This window comes from Candidatus Firestonebacteria bacterium RIFOXYD2_FULL_39_29, from assembly GCA_001778375.1.
GTDB lineage: Bacteria > Oederibacteriota > D2-FULL-39-29 > D2-FULL-39-29 > D2-FULL-39-29 > D2-FULL-39-29.
This window is the reverse complement of record MFGV01000070.1, coordinates 1-15,847: the sequence shown is the minus strand read 5'-3', so window position 1 is coordinate 15,847 and position 15,847 is coordinate 1. Positions and strand designations below refer to the sequence as shown.

Genomic DNA, 15,847 nt, shown 5'->3' with positions numbered 1-15,847 from the left:
TTTTTATGACAAAAATGCTGCTTTTATATGAACTAAATATTTTTAAAATCGCACTTTTAACATAATTCAGCGGAACTTGGGTTAACACTGCCAGCCGCGAATGATTAAAAAAAGAGGGGCGCCTTTTTACGGGCGCCCCTCAAGGTTACTTTTTCTTTGCTTCTACCGCAGCTCTGGCAGATGCCAGCCTGGCGATTGGCACTCTGAAAGGAGAGCAGGAAACATAGTTCATCCCCTTCTTGTAACAGAATGCGATAGAATCAGGATCTCCGCCGTGCTCGCCGCAGATACCGATCTTCAGGTTCTTCTTCGTCTTCCTGCCTCTCTCAATACCGATTGAGATAAGCTCGCCGACGCCCTCTTCATCAATAGACTGGAAGGGGTCGCAAGGAAGAATCTTTTTATCCACATATTCCGGAAGGAAACCGCCGATATCATCCCTGGAAAAGCCGAAGCTCATCTGGGTTAAATCGTTGGTACCGAAGGAGAAGAAATCCGCGGAAACTGCAATTTTTCCGGCAACCAGCGCGGCTCTCGGAATCTCAATCATGGTACCGATAAGGAGCGGAACTTTTTTACCGAACTTTTTATTTACTTCGTCGTGGACTTTTTTGATTATCACAATCTGGTCGTTGATTTCTTCAACCGTGCAAACAACCGGGATCATAATCTCGGGATTGGCTTTTTTTCCTTCTTTGATCAATTCCGCGGCAGCTTCGATGATCGCTCTTGCCTGCATCTCTGTAATCTCAGGATAGGTAACACCAAGACGAACACCGCGGTGCCCCATCATCGGGTTACTTTCACGCAGTGAATCCGCTCTCTTCTCAAGATTAGCCATATCAATTTTAAGTGAAGAAGCAAGTGCTTCGAGTTTGCCTTTTTCATGAGGAACAAATTCATGAAGCGGCGGATCAATAAGCCTGATGGTTACAGGCAAACCATCCATCGCGTTCAAAGTCGCCTTAATATCTGATTTCATGAAAGGGAAGAGCTCGGCAAGAGCCGTCTTTCTTTCTTCCACGCTCTTAGACATAATCATCTTACGAAGCAAAAAGAGGGACTGGTCAGAGCCTTCGCCGTAGAACATATGCTCGATCCTGAAGAGACCTATACCTTCGGCTCCGAAGAATCTCGCTTTCGCCGCATCCGAAGGAGTGTCAGCATTCGTCCTTATCCCCATCTTTCTTGATTTGTCGCAGATCTTTAAGAAATCTCCGAGAACGGAACCTTCTTCGCTGGCATCCACCATCGGAAGTTTTCCGTCGTAAACATTTCCTTTGCTGCCGTTCAAAGTTATCCAATCCCATTCTTTAAGGGTCTTTCCGCCGATCACTACAGTCTTCTTGGCAAGGTCAATATGAACATCACCGCAGCCGACTATACAGCATTTTCCCCAGCCACGCGCAACAAGAGCGGCGTGTGAAGTCATACCGCCTCTGGCCGTAAGAATTGCCTGGGCCGCTCTCATACCTTCTATGTCTTCCGGATTTGTTTCTTCTCTTACTAAAATTACTTTTTTGCCTTTATCAAATGCTGCCACTGCGTCATTTGAAGAAAATACTATCTGGCCTGCTGCACCGCCCGGGCCGGCAGGAAGTCCCTTAGCCAGAGGCTTTGTTTCTTTCTCCGCTTTCGGATCAACAATAGGATGAAGAAGCTCATCCAGCTGAGCAGGTGTTACTCTCATTACCGCTTCTTCGGCGGTAATAAATTTTTCGTTATACATATCGGTCGCCATTTTTACCGCGGCAGGTCCGTTCCTTTTTCCGATACGGCACTGAAGCATGAAGAGAACGCCTTTCTCGATTGTAAATTCTATATCCTGCATATCTCTGTAATGGTTTTCTAACCGTTTCTGAATGGCAAAAAGCTCTTTGTAGAGTTTAGGCATTCCTTTTTCAAGGGAGAGATGATCTGCATTTTGATGAGATTTGCTTTTTTCATTGACGGGAGCAGGAGTTCTGATACCGGCAACAACATCTTCACCCTGAGCATTTATCAGGTACTCACCGTAGAAGTAATTCTCTCCGGTTCCCGGATTACGCGTGAACGCAACACCGGTCGCTGAATCATCACCCATATTTCCAAACACCATGGTTTGTACGTTAACTGCCGTACCCCATTCATCAGGGATCTTTTCAATCCTTCTGTAAGAGATAGCACGTTTTCCGTTCCAGGAAGAAAACACCGCACTGATCCCTCCCCACATCTGCTCCATATGATTGTCCGGGAATTCTTTACCGAGAACTTCTTTTACTTTCTTTTTGAACTGCTCGCAAAGAGTTTTCAAATCTTTTGCATCCAGCTCTGTATCAAGTTTGACGCCTTTTGCTTTTTTCATCGCCGCCATTATATGTTCCAGCTGTTTTCTTATACCCTGGTCGTCTTCAGGTTCGATACCTGCCGCTTTTTCCATAACCACATCGGAGTACATCATTATTAAACGTCTGTAAGCATCATAAACAAATCTGTCGTTGCCGCCGGTCTGCTTGATCATTCCCGGAATGGTCGCGCTGGTTAAACCTACATTGAGGACTGTCTCCATCATGCCGGGCATGGATTTCCTGGCGCCGGATCTTACCGAAAAGAGAAGCGGGTCTTTTACGTCCCCGAACTTCTTACCCATTATTTTTTCTACTTTTGAAATAGCCGCATTTACCTCAGCGTTCAGTTCTTTCGGATATTTTTTCTTGTTCGCATAGAAAGCCGTGCAGACGTCTGTGGTGAGTGTGAAACCGGGAGGAACAGGAAGCTTCAGCTTCGGATGTCCCGCCATTTCGGCAAGGTTCGCACCTTTGCCGCCGAGAAGATTCTTCATCTTCTCATTTCCGTCGGCTTTACCGCCGCCGAAGGAATACACATATTTCTTTGCCATAATAAATCCTCCTTCAGAATTTAAATCATTTAAAGTTTTCAGTTTTTATGTAGTTTTTTCAACAGAAAAACAACAAGCCTAATATATCACAAAAGCATGTATTTTTCAATTCAAAAAGAATTACATAGAAATGTTCTGATTATATCACTCTAAAAAGCAGGCATTCTTGCTTTGGCTTAACAACCTGACAATTTACCATGAAAAACAAAAGGAAATGTGATATAATTTTTACATGGAAAATATCATTGTAGAATTAATTATCATAGCATCTTTAGGTGTGTTCTTTTTGTTGCTTTTTTTCCAAAATAAAAAGAAGCAGTTGGAATTTAAAACACTCAGTACAATGTATGAGAAAACCCTGTTCCAAAACGAGAATATCCTTCAGCAATCAAAAATACTCGAACAGATAACGGATATTTCCGAAAAATTCGTTAAAGATCCGAATCTCTCTGTTGTTCTGGAGCAGATAACAGAATCCCTCCGTGAAACTCTCCGCGTCGAAATAGCGACTATAGAGGTATTTCCGAAAATTTACGGCGATAACTCCATCATAATAACAAAAGGGATAAAGGAACTTAAGCTGGACAGTCAGATCACAGAAAATATCAAAAAGAACCATTCGTTACTCATTAACAACCTGACCTCCAGCCACTCGGAGTATTCCAAATACATACAGATATGCGAGAATGGGATTACATCTCTTCTAGTTTCTCCGCTTAAGCTGGGGGATACAACAATTGGTTTTATCGGGGTATTCACAAAATCCAATTACAATTTTACGGGAAAAGAATTAAGAATGCTTACAACTTTTGCTTCTCAAGCTGCGATTCTGGTTCAAAATGCCACACTACTTGAAAAAACCCGTGAGCTCTCGGTAAGAGACGAGCTTACAGGGCTGTACAATTTCAGATACTTCAAGAGCAAGATGTCCGAGGAATTCATGAGGGCTTCAAGATACACACATGACCTGTCCCTGCTTATGTTTGATATAGACAAGTTCAAATCATACAACGATACCTTCGGACACCAGTCCGGAAATATCGCTCTTAAAGCAGTCGCAGGAGTACTTAACGAAAGCAGCAGGCCCACTGATTTTGTATGCAGATACGGCGGTGAAGAGTTTGTTATAGTTCTCACGGAAACAACCAAAGAGAATGCATTAAAGTTCGCTGAAAGGGTTCGCAGTAAAATAGAAAAAACAAATTTTGTAGACGCAGACGGAAAGCCTTCAAGACCGGTTACCATCTCCGTGGGAGTGGCTTCCTTTCCGACCGACAAACCGATCGACGGACAGGAACTTATAGCGTTTTCTGACAAAGCACTTTATAAAGGAAAGGAATCAGGCAGGAACATAGTTGTTTCTTACTCAAGGGAGTAATTAAAGAGCCCCGCATAGTACAAGTCAAATATTATTAAACTTTTTAAACAGATTTATACTTTTTAAGGTATTCTTTTATCATGAACGCCTTCAAGGCTTGCTCTGCTTCCTGGGAGAGGCCTAAAAATTCAACACCAATAAAGTTAGAAGTTTTTGTCTTTGTACCCCAACTGATCTTCCCCAAAAGGTTTAAAAACACAGGTTTTCCCTGAAGCTGGATGTCTTTATCCCCGGGCAGTGAAAGCTGTATTTCCAGGGTGACATTTTTTTCCGTAAGAAATTGTTTTAAATTTTCCTCAAGATTATTTACTTCTATCATAAGCCCGCCAAGACTCAGGCTTTTTGTAAGAGCTTCCACCCATTCGAATATTACGTCTTTTTTCTCGGAGATAATTTTAAACTTCAGATGCCTTTCTGTTGAAACACGTACAAAACGACGTCTTTCAATCACGGAAAAATCAGTCATTATTCTTCACCTTCCATTGTACCAACCTCGAGTTTGATATCGCTCCTTTCTTCGACTTTTTCTACCTGACCGTCCCTTATCCAGAAGATCCGGTCTGAAACGTCAAGCATTTTAAGATCATGTGTAGCGCTGATTATGGTAACCTGTTTCTTTTTGTTTAGGGACTTTAAGAGTTCAATAATATCCTTACCGGTTCTTAAATCAAGATTGCCGGTCGGCTCATCCGCAAGAATAATTGACGGATCATTAGCCAGCGCTCTTGCTATTGCTACTCTTTGCTGCTGACCGCCGGATAGCTCGGAAGGTTTATGCCCCATCCTTCCTTCAAGACCTACGATCGCCAGAAGTTCACTGCTTTTTTCAAGTGCTTCATCATGCGTTAGGCCGGCAAAAACCATCGGCAACATGACATTTTCAGCAGCCGTCATGACCGGGATCAAATTAAAGGTCTGAAAAATATAGCCTATCTTTCTGCACCTGAGCCATGCCAGTTCATATGCATCAAGTTGGGCAACGTCCACTTCATCAATAAAGATCCTGCCCTGCGTCGGCTTATCAAGTCCCCCTATCATATTAAAAAGTGTTGACTTGCCGCTTCCTGAAGGACCCATGATAGAAATATACTCGCCTTTTTGTATTTCAAGACTTATGCCCCTTAAGGCCTGTACTTCCATGTTCCCCATCTTGAATACTTTTTCCACGTTCTTAGCTCTTACCACACTTTCATAGACCATCTCAAACCTCCGCTCTCATTGCTTCTACAGGTTCCATCTTTGCCGCCTTAATGGCAGGGTAAATGGCCCCTATTATTGCCAGCACCACTCCTATTAATACCGCTCCGATATTATAAAGCAACACGGGGAGAATCGGATAATTCAAAAATACTTTCATCCCTTTTGTGAAAACAAATACCGCAGTCATACTTATAGTCCCGACTATACAACCCAACAGCGAACCCAGCAAACCCTGGAATAAAGCCTCAAGAATAAAAAGCTCTATTATGAACTTATTAAGCGCCCCCAGACATTTCATTGTACCTATTTCTTTATATCTCTCCGTAACAGACATAAGCATGGCATTTGCTATGCCTAGGACAGAAACAAGCAGGGAAATCGTGACCAGCCATAATTGTTTAACCTTCATATCCGGATCCGGTTCCAGGGAAAGCGAAGTTGTCAATGCAGAACTGACCAGCATGCTTACCAGAAATGCAATACCCAAGAGTATCCCGGCCGTAGTTATAGAGGACCTTCCCGCCCTCATTCTGATACCATTAAAACTTATTTTTATGGCATCTTTCAGAGGAAGGCTTATCTGTTTTCCTATTTTCTTATCTTCCATATAATTATCCTTTTTCTACGTCTTTTTTTGAAACCTCTAGTCCTATAATGCCTCTTTTAGCAAGTATCTTGAAGTATTCCATAAGCGATACTTCAGCTTCATACTGCGAAAGCTTGTGGTTCTTTGACAGCTGCTTTATAATATCAACCAGTTTATTTTTTCCGTCGCAAAGTTTCCAGACTTCTGAACCTATTTTGTCAAGTATCAGCACTTTATTTCTTGGCACTATAAATATTTTTGCCAGTAAACTTGCGCTTAATGTTTTCTTTCGTTCAAGCGCCAGATGTATCTCTCCGTTTTTTTCTTCATACTTTATTCCGGGGTTTTTTAAAGGACGGCTCTTAAGGAGCACCTCCCGGGGCATCTTTACTTCTTTTTTTTTGAATTTTAATGACATTTTATTGATCCCGCTATTTTAGCCAGAGTTTCCTCATGGCTTGTAACTGACTCAGTATGCACATAAAAGACCTTATTCGAAGCAGGGCAATGCCAGCAAAAACCTTCCGTAAACGGCTTCTTTATTCTTAGTATCTTTTCTATTAGAGCCTTTTTCTTTATAGTGATCTTCAATCCTTCATGCGCGGAAAGCCTTACAGATTCGAATTCAAAACCCATTTTTTTAACCGAGTCTTTGTAAGCATATCTGAACCATTCGGAGAGACTGCGGCCATCCAAAATATTACTTGCCATACCCCACCTTTCAACTGTCAGTTTTCCAAAAGGTGTAAGGAACACAAGTTTGATAAAACCGCTCTTGAAAATATGTTCCTTTAGTACCATATCTTCAGGAAGATTGAGCTCAAGCCCGTAAACATTCCAGAATCCTGTTTCATGGCATTTAAGCTTAGAAAGCAATCCAAAAGATTTCTGCTTGCTTTCATTTAAAACCTGTGAAAGAACTATTCTCCTGCATTTTGCACATAAATAAACAGCACCAAATGCCTTTAGTTGTCCGGCCGTCCATTCAAAAGAGATTACACCGTCTCTTTTGACCATTTTTGTATCAATTAAACTTTCAAACGCATGTCCCTTTGCTTTTGCGTTCTTTTCAATCTTGTCGATAAAACCCTTCAGGATCTTTAGCGGGGTATACTTTCCTTTAGACTGCGTCCATTTAATTTCTTGTTTTATTCCTGAACTTCCGCCAAGGCTTAAATATCCGCTCCCCTCATTCCCGCCTACAAATACAATATCCCAGTCCTCCGGAACGCTTAAGGAAATACCTCTCCAGCCAAAAAGTTTCATAAGGCCTAAAACGGCAGAGGGCTGACGGATTTTGATATCAAAGCTATTGCTATACAGACCATACCTATTAAACCAATGCCTGCCGCATAACCTACGGCAAGTATAGGAGCATACTGCATCCACTGTTCTTTTCCAAACCTTTTAATAAAGTAAAATCTTGCCAGGAGTGCTCCGAATATTTCCGGAAGTATTAAGTGAGGAAGCGCCCCAATTCCTCTTATCAAACCGTAAAAAAGCATGGCAGGAAGACCAAGAATAGTGATCAATAAGAAAGCAACTATACCCGATGTAAAACCGGCAACCATGATCATAGGTTTCAAAACCTGAAGTAAAAGCGAATTTCCTGATACTGTTGAACTTATCCAAACGGAAGAGTTCAACGCTTGAAGCTCCCACATTTTCTGAGCGTACGGATAAGCAGCAGAAGGGATCGGACCGAGTTTCCAGATAAACTGCCAGAAAACTATACTGCACACAAGTATCAGCGGCACCATAAATATCTCTGCTTTAATAATACTGGTTATCTTTGTGCCGGTTAATTCTATCTCTCTGAATTTCTGGGCATACCCTCCATAGTTGTCTATAGGAATAGGTGCGAACCAGATGTCCGCGCCCTTGTAGCCGCTTAGGATAAAAGTAGCTTCTCTAACCATTGGGATACCGGCCCATTGTCCTGACATACCTATCATCCTGGCGCTGATATATGAATTAATCGGAGTAAAAATAAAACCAAAAAAGATAAAGAAAAATATGGGAAAGCCCGGAATGAGAAGTTTACCAATTATTACAGTGCAAATAGTCGTGAACACAAATATTCCCAGAGCAAGAGGTATAGGAAAATCCCCCCTTCCTTCCGGAACCGCATTTCCAAAAATTTCTCCTTTCAGGGCTGCTTCTTTTCTGCTGGACCTTACTGTTTTAATTATCTGGTAAATACCAACAGCCGCAACGGCAAAGGCTATTCCGATACCAAAACTCAGCCAGAAGTCCAGGCTGTTTGAGAAAGAGGTTCCGATAGCATCCATTCCCGGCCTCCACCTGCTCAATATGCCTGCTTTATAAAGCATAGGATTTGCAATAAAACCTATAATAACACCTATAAAAGTTCCGACAACAAGCCAGAACGGAAGTATAAAACCGGTAAGTATTACTCCGATATTCATGGTAATACCGGTAGGTGTTGCCGGTAGAAGAGATTCAGTATTCTTTGTCATATCTACAAATGGCACTGGAAGGAGCTGTAATGTCTGATTGAACATAGCATTTGTAACCGTGGGAAGACCAACATAGACCGCTCCAAAAATAACGCCTATCATTGCCCCGATAGAAAATATTCTCCATCTCCAAGTTTCCTTCTTTTCTGTTGATTCCGCAAGGGCCGTCGCGCCTTGAACCGCAAGCGGAGCCATCGGGAAAGGTAATTTCTCTATATCAGATGTAACGCGAAAAAGCGTATATCCGAAGGTAAACCAGCTGATACGATAAAGGACCATACTAACTATAACGAGAGCTATCGGTTTTATCCAGTCTTTATGAAAGAAAGTCCGTTTAAGTATAGCTTCTGAATCTGCCGGAGGAGCTATCCAATGAGGTATTTTATCGGCAATACCAAATCCTATAGCTGCCTGTGACTGTACAAAATACTGATTCCAGATCAAACCGCCAAATTCACCGGCAATCATTGTACCTGCAACATAATAAAGAAGATATATTTCCTGCTTTCGAAGGGAAGTATATGATCTCTTGGCTATTTCGGCAAAAAGTATTATAGTCACCCATTGCGCGGCGGAACCTAAAGAATCCCCCATTACAAGTCCAAGATACATGGAACCCGGGAGCATTATCAGTGCCACAAAAAGCACACCGAGTATGGTCTTAAGATTAAAACCGTCCTCAAAAGAATCAGGAGTTTTAATAAGATCTCTGTATACTTTTAATTCATCTTCTTTTTTAAACATTTTCATTTATTGATCTTACTCCTTCTTGGATATACTTTTCCTTGCTCTGTTCGCTTAAAGTTCTCCAAATCAGGAACTGTTTTCTTATGCTGTCTAAGAAACCCCTGTTTACTCTCTCCCATGTATTAAGCTCGCCTGAAAGACGCTGTATACTAAACTTAATCTCAAATATATTCTGATCCTCAGTAAGCATTGTATCTATCTTGACAAGCTGGCTTATTCCGAGCTCAAAAGGCGCTATCCATACGGTCATCTCAAGATGGTAAGCTTCTTTATCCTGATTTTTTGACACGATAACTTTATCCGTGTAAAATCCCCCTACTGACGATTCGGTATGAAAATTAAAGAAATTGGAAAGAAATCCGTTTATTCCAAGAACGTCTTTTTTATTGACCGTAAAAGGAAGTTCAAAAGTCATATTGTCGCCGTCCGGTTTAGGGAACTTCCATTTTCTTGAAACATCCGGCACGGCCATCTGAGAAGCTTTGATAGCCGGGTATAATGTTGAAAGAAGCACGGTAATTATTACAATGCCGCAGGTCCCGACAGCTGACATCGAGGAGTAGTTAAGCATAAGTCCGGGAAGCAGATGGAAATCAGCTATAATTTTACTTAAAGTTTGCCCGAAGAGATAACCGGTGATCGCACCTATTGTCGCATACACGGCAGATTCGGCTATAAAAAGCGCGGAAATATGTGACGGTGCCAGCCCGACTGCGCTATAAGTTCCAATTTCCTTAATTCTTTCATAAACCGACCCAAGCATAGTATTCAATACTATGAAGGCGCCGATCAATAGCGGTATGAAAAGATTCCCGAGCCCGGAATACAGGTTGCTTCCGGTTGAGCTGTACAAGTAAGCTTCGCCTTTATCACCGACAAATACCGTAAGAGCAAGCCTCGGCATGAGTTTTTCTATTTCAGCTTTTAACACCTCCGGTTCATTTTTATTAAACTCAACCCTGACCGACCTTAAGTTCCCTCCCCAAGCTATAGGGAGTTCATACGGCACCAGAAGGACATTCTGTATTTGCATATGATTCATAACAGGGAAAGACATTTCTTCCCCGGCATTCGAGGAGCCTTGTTTTATGCCTTGTAAAGCCGAGAAATTGGCCGGTGTAAATATTTCATCATCAATATCTTTTGCATTGACAAATTTTTCCTCATTTATAATGCCTACAACTTTTAATTTTTTTCCCCAAATGTCTACGGAAGCTTTATCCATATCTTTTTCCGTAATGCCCAGTGCTTTAGCCATGGTTTCAGGTAAAACGCACGAATACATCTCCCCTGCTTTAAACCATCTTCCCGACTTAAGCATGCCGTTTGCAGAAACAAACTCTTTGTCCAGTTCGGTCATACCAAGCAAAGCATTTGTTGTGTACGACTTGCCGTTAAATATAGCTCTCACATATTTGGATATAAGCCAGCTTCTGGGTGCAACTTTTGCAACACCCTTGAAATGTTCTTTTAACTGAGAATAAACAGAATCTTCAAGCGCGTCCCAGTTGCCGCTCCTTACCATCAATCCTTCGTATGAAGCTTTATTATGCAGAGAGATCTTATTGAATTTTATATATGATTTTACGGAAGTAAATGAAAGCGTCGCAAACGTCAACAATATTAATGTAGTCGAAGTTAGAATGGCTCTACCGGGTCTCTTTCTTATATTCGAAATACCCAAACTAAAAGCTGTCGCAGTCGTAGTCATGCGGCTTATATCTGCCTGATGGACTCCGGTTATTGCCGCCCTTAACTCCCTCATCTGCACCGAAAATTTCGAATAAACTATGCTGATAACTATAATACCAAGCATCAAGATTATGAAAGCCAGGAATATAATATAAGGACTGGTGGATATACTAAAAGCAGGATGCACGAAATGAAGTATAATAAAAACTACCAGGAATATACCAAAGATAGCACTAATCTGCTTTTTGATATCGGAAAATCCGAATAACAACCGTTCCGCAAAATAAACAAAAGGTATTACAAGCATCATGTAGAACAATATACCCTTTACAACATCATTTGCGGTTCCCTGTACATCAGGATAAGCTCTAGCCTCGAAACCCCAGCTCTCTCTGCTAGCCTTAATGAATTTATCATATTTTTTTTCAGAAAGAGAAGTACTTGCCGTATCCAGTGAAGTTTTTGAGATCTTGTGGAGTTCATTCAGTCTGTCATTGGAGATACCGAACTTCTTCATTAAATTTATCCTGTACTCATCAAGCACCCACAAATCCCTGGCAACAAAAAACGGCGTGTAGTAAACCATAGGATTATCTTTTATCAGATAACCCGTTCCGGTCGGATTTGCTTCATCTGCATTTATAAGGATAGATTTTGTTCCAATGAGACCGCTTCCAAAATTAAATTTAAATCTTGAGTTTTCCTTGCCGAAGATAACTATAGTTGAAACAGCAAAAGAGCCGCTCTTGTTCCAGGCTTGAGGATTATGTCCGAAATAACTGTATTCTACAGGGGTGCTGTCGGTCTTTGCGTCAAAAACATTTATCAATACCGGCTGGAAGTAGGTCCGCTGGTCAACTATATTAAACAAGGTCATGCTTTTTGCTTTACAGACCACCAGGGTCCGGAATTTGGGCTCGTTCTGCAGGATATTTATTGTCTTGAATTTATCCTCGCCGTATCTTCCCAGGTCTTTGCTGTAAATTATTTCGCCGTCAGAGTCATCCATTTTAAAGGCTTTGAATGAATACATGTAGGATGAGTTATTCACGCGCGTATGCTGCGGGTGATATGGGACTTTGAACCCGCCCTTCTCATCGGTCATTAACACCATCAAATCTCTTACCCCGCTTACTGCAAGGGGTCTGTAATCTCTCTGAAGAAAAACGATGGCTCCGTGTACCGGCTTATTCGCCATAAAACTTTCCCTGGGGTCAAATTCAACGACCTGTCCGGTGCAATCATCCGCACCGTTTTTTTCTATCTTCTGAATATCAAAGGGAAGTTCATTGAAGGATAAATCATACATCAGTTGCGCCAGGAATTTTACCTGTTTTGAAAGATTGGAAATATTTACTGATTCAATATTGTCCAGCGTAGTATCTATTTTTGATCTCATATCGTTCAAGGTTACAAAAGAAAGTGCAATCTTTTTTGCGAGAACGGCCGGTTCATGTTCCAGAGAAATTTTATCCGGAATATAACTGTCCCAGGTCCTGCCTTGTTTTGCGGCAAGCATATCAACAAGGTAATCTTTTTTAAAGGAATCCGCAGTTTCAGATATGGCTTTTGTAAAATTCTGAAATCTTCTTGCAAGAATATCTCTTAGATCGTAGTAATGACCGCTTACTGTCATACCCAGCTCATCGGTCTGGGAGGACAGGTCTAAAGACATCAAAAAGCAATGTTTAAATGTTTTAAATTCATCATCGAATTTGTATTTGAGAAATTCTCTCATACCGACTAACCCTTCAAAATGAGCCGAGGTAGCCAGAAAAGCCACTGTTCTGCCGGGCCGGTTTTTTGAAGCGTATTTTGCCATCTCTAAAAACGCGGAAATACCGCAGGCGCTTTCCGCCCCGGGAGCAACAGCAGGTACAATTGACATGCTGTCATAGTAGGAGTTAATGATCATGCACTCACTTTTTAACTTTGCATCAGAACCTTCAATATAACCGATAATATTCTTTGATTTTCTTTTTTCCCACGTCATTTTTGCAGTCAGCGTGACAGACACATCACCCTTCTGCCCGATAAACTGAGCGGCTTCTTTTTTGCTTATAAAAAACCTGGGTAGATTGGCAGGAACACCCAAAAACTTGTTCTCCGCTTCCCTTCTTTCCGTATCGTCGGGTTCGACAAATATTACCGCTTTGGCTCCGAGCATGAAAGCATTAAGCCATTTTGTATCGCAATTAAAATCTGCAAGTATTATACTCCCTTTAATTTCCTTGCCGTTAAAATTAGAGATGTCCGCATCCCCGGTGTAATATATGTTACCGGTTATACCTTCGGGAGGCAGAGTGGATGTTCTGGCAAGATTTGGCCAGACAGAATAGATCTGGATCTCTTTTTTTGATCTGTTTATCTTTAGTTTGGCGCCTTTATCGACAGGAACAACAACTTCAAACTCAAACTCTTTAATGCCGGTCAATCCTGCTTTCCTGAACTCAGAAAGAATATAATCAGCAGCTTTATCGCATCCGGGATAACCGGAAACCCTGGATTTATAAGAAACAAGTTCCCGGATATTCTCTTTTAAACCTGCAGGCGATATTGTATCAATAGGCCGACTAACCCCGGCAAAAACCGGGGCGAAAGCTACTAATACAGCAGCAAATATTGCCTGCTTTATCTTATGGGAAAAAGCTATATATCTCACGCGAGAGCACCATTTGTAATACAGCGATTATAAAGGCAAGAAAAACCTCGGAGACAATGAACCCAAGGAATATCGGCCTTAATTTTTTATATATGGAACCTCCAAGGTAAGTAACCGCACTGGCTTTTATAAGCCAGCCTAAAAATACGGAGAACCAGAGCCTCCACATAGGACCATAATCCGAGCAAAAGCCCATTAGATAACCTACAGGATGGAACGGCCACCAGCCGAATCTTTGTCTCATGAACATTATAATAATTATGCCCAAGCCCCCAAGCGCGGAAAAAACTCCAAACTGCAACGGGGTCGCAGGTTTTGGAGTCTGCAGGTCATTTTGAAGCCCTGTATAGACAGATGTCGGCCCGCCATTGTAAGTCCACCAGCCGCCTTCACCCATGCTCATATTATTGCCGCCATATTTATATGATATAAACAAGAACGATGTAAAACTCACAATGAAACCGAGTAAAATTGCGCCGGCCATTACTACGAGTATTTTTTTTCTGTTTATTTTAAGATCATGCGCTATTTTTAGTCCGTCATTAATGAACGGCAGCGGATGAACCCTTAAGTCCATTACATATACCCAGTTGAACAAACCGCCCATGGTAATAGTCTGGGGGCTTAGCCCTGAAGTACCGGCTACAGAACTGATAATGCCGGAAGGCATAAAGTTTTGCTGAACATAGTATAAGCCGCCCTCGGCGACTATTCTTGACAGAATAACAATGATTACAATAAAGATGAGAACGGTAAACAGTCCATAAACCGGATTTACGCCTACTTTTGAAAGCATATAGGTAATAAGAATAACACCTGAAATAAGTCCAAAAAAAGCTATTTTATTTGTAAGCCCGTCTTCTTTTCCTCTGCTAAAAACTGTTTTCACTACGTCCTTTAAATGTTTTCTTGCATAATAAATACTCATGGCTATCATGACTATGTAGGCGCCGAACTGTTCGAACTGCATGAACTGGCCTCCGGGCGCGGGATTTAGACCCAAGGCAGAACCCAGAGCATACTGAACCTTGGCGTTAAGCAAGAAGAAGAACCACAAACTAAAAGAGACCTCTAAAGGAAGAAGGAAAGAAAATCCTATTACTGAGAAGAAAATGGAAACATACAACTCCTTCATCGCGGTCCACGGCGGTTCCGTAAACAAGAAGTTAAGCGAAATAAACGTCAACTGTATCTTGCTCAGCGAAGGAACGAAAGCTGTAATAATATTATAGGAATGAATCAGGAACGGGATAGCAAAACCCAGCCACATCAATTTATTTTTGAAGAACGGTGCGATTACATTATTTTCACTGTCCTTTACAATTTCCTCCGGAAACTGCACCAGAGGAAAAGAAAGACGCTCATTTTCTACCCACTGTTTTCTAAGAATTATTGCAAGGCAGAAATATATAAAATACAATACTGCGCTAAATACAAGAAAAGCAAGAAAAGGCTTTGTCCAGGAAGCCCAAGGCACCGCTACTCCTTTGGGAAGACCTGTAAAAAAATACTCAACCGCCTCGTTTATAGGTGTATTAGGATTGGGATCGGAAGGCATCAACCAGGGGGGTATATGTTTTACGATAATTTGTGCCCAGTTATTTTCCGGGGTCCCGTAGTAAAGCGGCGCCGCCATTGTCGGCAGGAAATACATGATCATCCCGACTGAAGGCAGTCCGATTGTCACAATCATCATGACATAAACCAGCATTGATTCTTGATCGCTCATTTTGTTCTTAAAAAAGCGCATTAGCCAGTTTACGAGGGTTGTTATGATGATCAGGGAAATGATGGCCCCGGGAAGAAAATAATAAGCACCAAAACCAACAGAATACTTTATGTCGGTTATGGTTGTAATAAAGCATAATAGGACTATCGAGATGACGCCTATTAGTATTGCCCTGAAAGTTATCCCTTCTTTCATAATTTTAGTTAGTACTTTACAGGATAATTCAAATTAAGTCAAGTGGAATATTATCGAAACAGAATAGCAGTTTTAACTGATTACACGTGTGTTTACAGGTTTTCCGGAGGTTTCTGCGGATCATCAACCGGTTTGGTTTCACTTATCGGATTAACGGTATTTTGATCCTGTTTCACCTCAAAAGAAGGTATTGAATCAGAGATCAAATCACTAATTCAGACTGTGTCGCAATTAAATTACTAACATGATATAATATGGCATATTCACTCCAAAGGAGCAAGCCATGTATCGCACTGGTGA

Annotated in this window: 10 protein-coding genes; 1 reads left to right on the top strand and 9 read right to left on the bottom strand. The window is 41.5% G+C overall.

The window, feature by feature from the left end; all coding sequences use genetic code 11:
* Positions 1 to 145: 145 nt before the first annotated feature.
* Entirely contained in the window at positions 146 to 2,878 is a 2,733-nt protein-coding gene (locus A2536_04550; protein OGF45258.1) for a pyruvate, phosphate dikinase, read from the bottom strand.
* Between the two features lie 232 nt (positions 2,879 to 3,110).
* Between A2536_04550 and A2536_04545 the strand changes: the two genes are divergently transcribed.
* On the top strand, positions 3,111 to 4,256 hold the full coding sequence (locus A2536_04545; GenBank protein OGF45257.1) for a hypothetical protein: 1,146 nt from the start codon (positions 3,111 to 3,113) through the stop codon (positions 4,254 to 4,256).
* A 43-nt stretch (positions 4,257 to 4,299) separates the two neighbouring features.
* Here the strand turns inward: A2536_04545 and A2536_04540 are convergent, their stop codons facing one another.
* Genes A2536_04540 through A2536_04505 form a run of 8 tightly spaced genes read right to left on the bottom strand, consistent with a single transcriptional unit; the run spans position 4,300 to position 15,334 of the window.
* Positions 4,300 to 4,722 carry a hypothetical protein gene (locus tag A2536_04540; protein ID OGF45256.1) on the bottom strand — a complete coding sequence of 141 codons (423 nt, stop codon included), beginning with the start codon at positions 4,720 to 4,722 and terminating at the stop codon, positions 4,300 to 4,302.
* Positions 4,722 to 5,456 carry an ABC transporter gene (locus A2536_04535; GenBank protein OGF45255.1) on the bottom strand — a complete coding sequence of 245 codons (735 nt, stop codon included), beginning with the start codon at positions 5,454 to 5,456 and terminating at the stop codon, positions 4,722 to 4,724. Before A2536_04535 ends, A2536_04540 begins: the two co-directional genes overlap by 1 nt.
* A gap of 1 nt (position 5,457) precedes the next feature.
* Positions 5,458 to 6,048 carry a hypothetical protein gene (locus A2536_04530; GenBank protein OGF45260.1) on the bottom strand — a complete coding sequence of 197 codons (591 nt, stop codon included), beginning with the start codon at positions 6,046 to 6,048 and terminating at the stop codon, positions 5,458 to 5,460.
* A gap of 19 nt (positions 6,049 to 6,067) precedes the next feature.
* The gene (locus A2536_04525; protein ID OGF45254.1) at positions 6,068 to 6,460 is read right to left on the bottom strand and encodes a hypothetical protein; all 393 of its coding nucleotides are present in this window, start codon (positions 6,458 to 6,460) and stop codon (positions 6,068 to 6,070) included.
* On the bottom strand, positions 6,451 to 7,308 hold the full coding sequence (locus tag A2536_04520; GenBank protein ID OGF45253.1) for a hypothetical protein: 858 nt from the start codon (positions 7,306 to 7,308) through the stop codon (positions 6,451 to 6,453). The genes A2536_04525 and A2536_04520 overlap by 10 nt, the downstream gene beginning before the upstream one ends.
* A 5-nt stretch (positions 7,309 to 7,313) precedes the next feature.
* Positions 7,314 to 9,266 carry a peptide transporter gene (locus tag A2536_04515; GenBank protein ID OGF45259.1) on the bottom strand — a complete coding sequence of 651 codons (1,953 nt, stop codon included), beginning with the start codon at positions 9,264 to 9,266 and terminating at the stop codon, positions 7,314 to 7,316.
* A complete protein-coding gene (locus A2536_04510; GenBank protein OGF45252.1) occupies positions 9,259 to 13,623 on the bottom strand; it encodes a hypothetical protein in 4,365 nt (1,454 codons plus the stop codon). The genes A2536_04515 and A2536_04510 overlap by 8 nt, the downstream gene beginning before the upstream one ends.
* Positions 13,598 to 15,334: a hypothetical protein gene (locus tag A2536_04505; protein OGF45251.1), complete on the bottom strand. Its 1,737-nt coding sequence runs from the start codon at positions 15,332 to 15,334 to the stop codon at positions 13,598 to 13,600. Before A2536_04505 ends, A2536_04510 begins: the two co-directional genes overlap by 26 nt.
* Between the last annotated feature and the right edge of the window lie 513 nt (positions 15,335 to 15,847).

Excerpts from the sequence above, each read along its gene's own strand:
- A2536_04550 (OGF45258.1), bottom strand. The coding sequence starts at position 2,878 with ATGGCAAAGAAATATGTGTATTCCTTCGGCGGCGGTAAAGCCGACGGA.
- A2536_04545 (OGF45257.1), top strand. The coding sequence starts at position 3,111 with ATGGAAAATATCATTGTAGAATTAATTATCATAGCATCTTTAGGTGTG.
- A2536_04540 (OGF45256.1), bottom strand. The coding sequence starts at position 4,722 with ATGACTGATTTTTCCGTGATTGAAAGACGTCGTTTTGTACGTGTTTCA.
- A2536_04535 (OGF45255.1), bottom strand. The coding sequence starts at position 5,456 with ATGGTCTATGAAAGTGTGGTAAGAGCTAAGAACGTGGAAAAAGTATTC.
- A2536_04525 (OGF45254.1), bottom strand. The coding sequence starts at position 6,460 with ATGTCATTAAAATTCAAAAAAAAAGAAGTAAAGATGCCCCGGGAGGTG.
- A2536_04520 (OGF45253.1), bottom strand. The coding sequence starts at position 7,308 with ATGAAACTTTTTGGCTGGAGAGGTATTTCCTTAAGCGTTCCGGAGGAC.
- A2536_04515 (OGF45259.1), bottom strand. The coding sequence starts at position 9,266 with ATGTTTAAAAAAGAAGATGAATTAAAAGTATACAGAGATCTTATTAAA.
- A2536_04505 (OGF45251.1), bottom strand. The coding sequence starts at position 15,334 with ATGCTGGTTTATGTCATGATGATTGTGACAATCGGACTGCCTTCAGTC.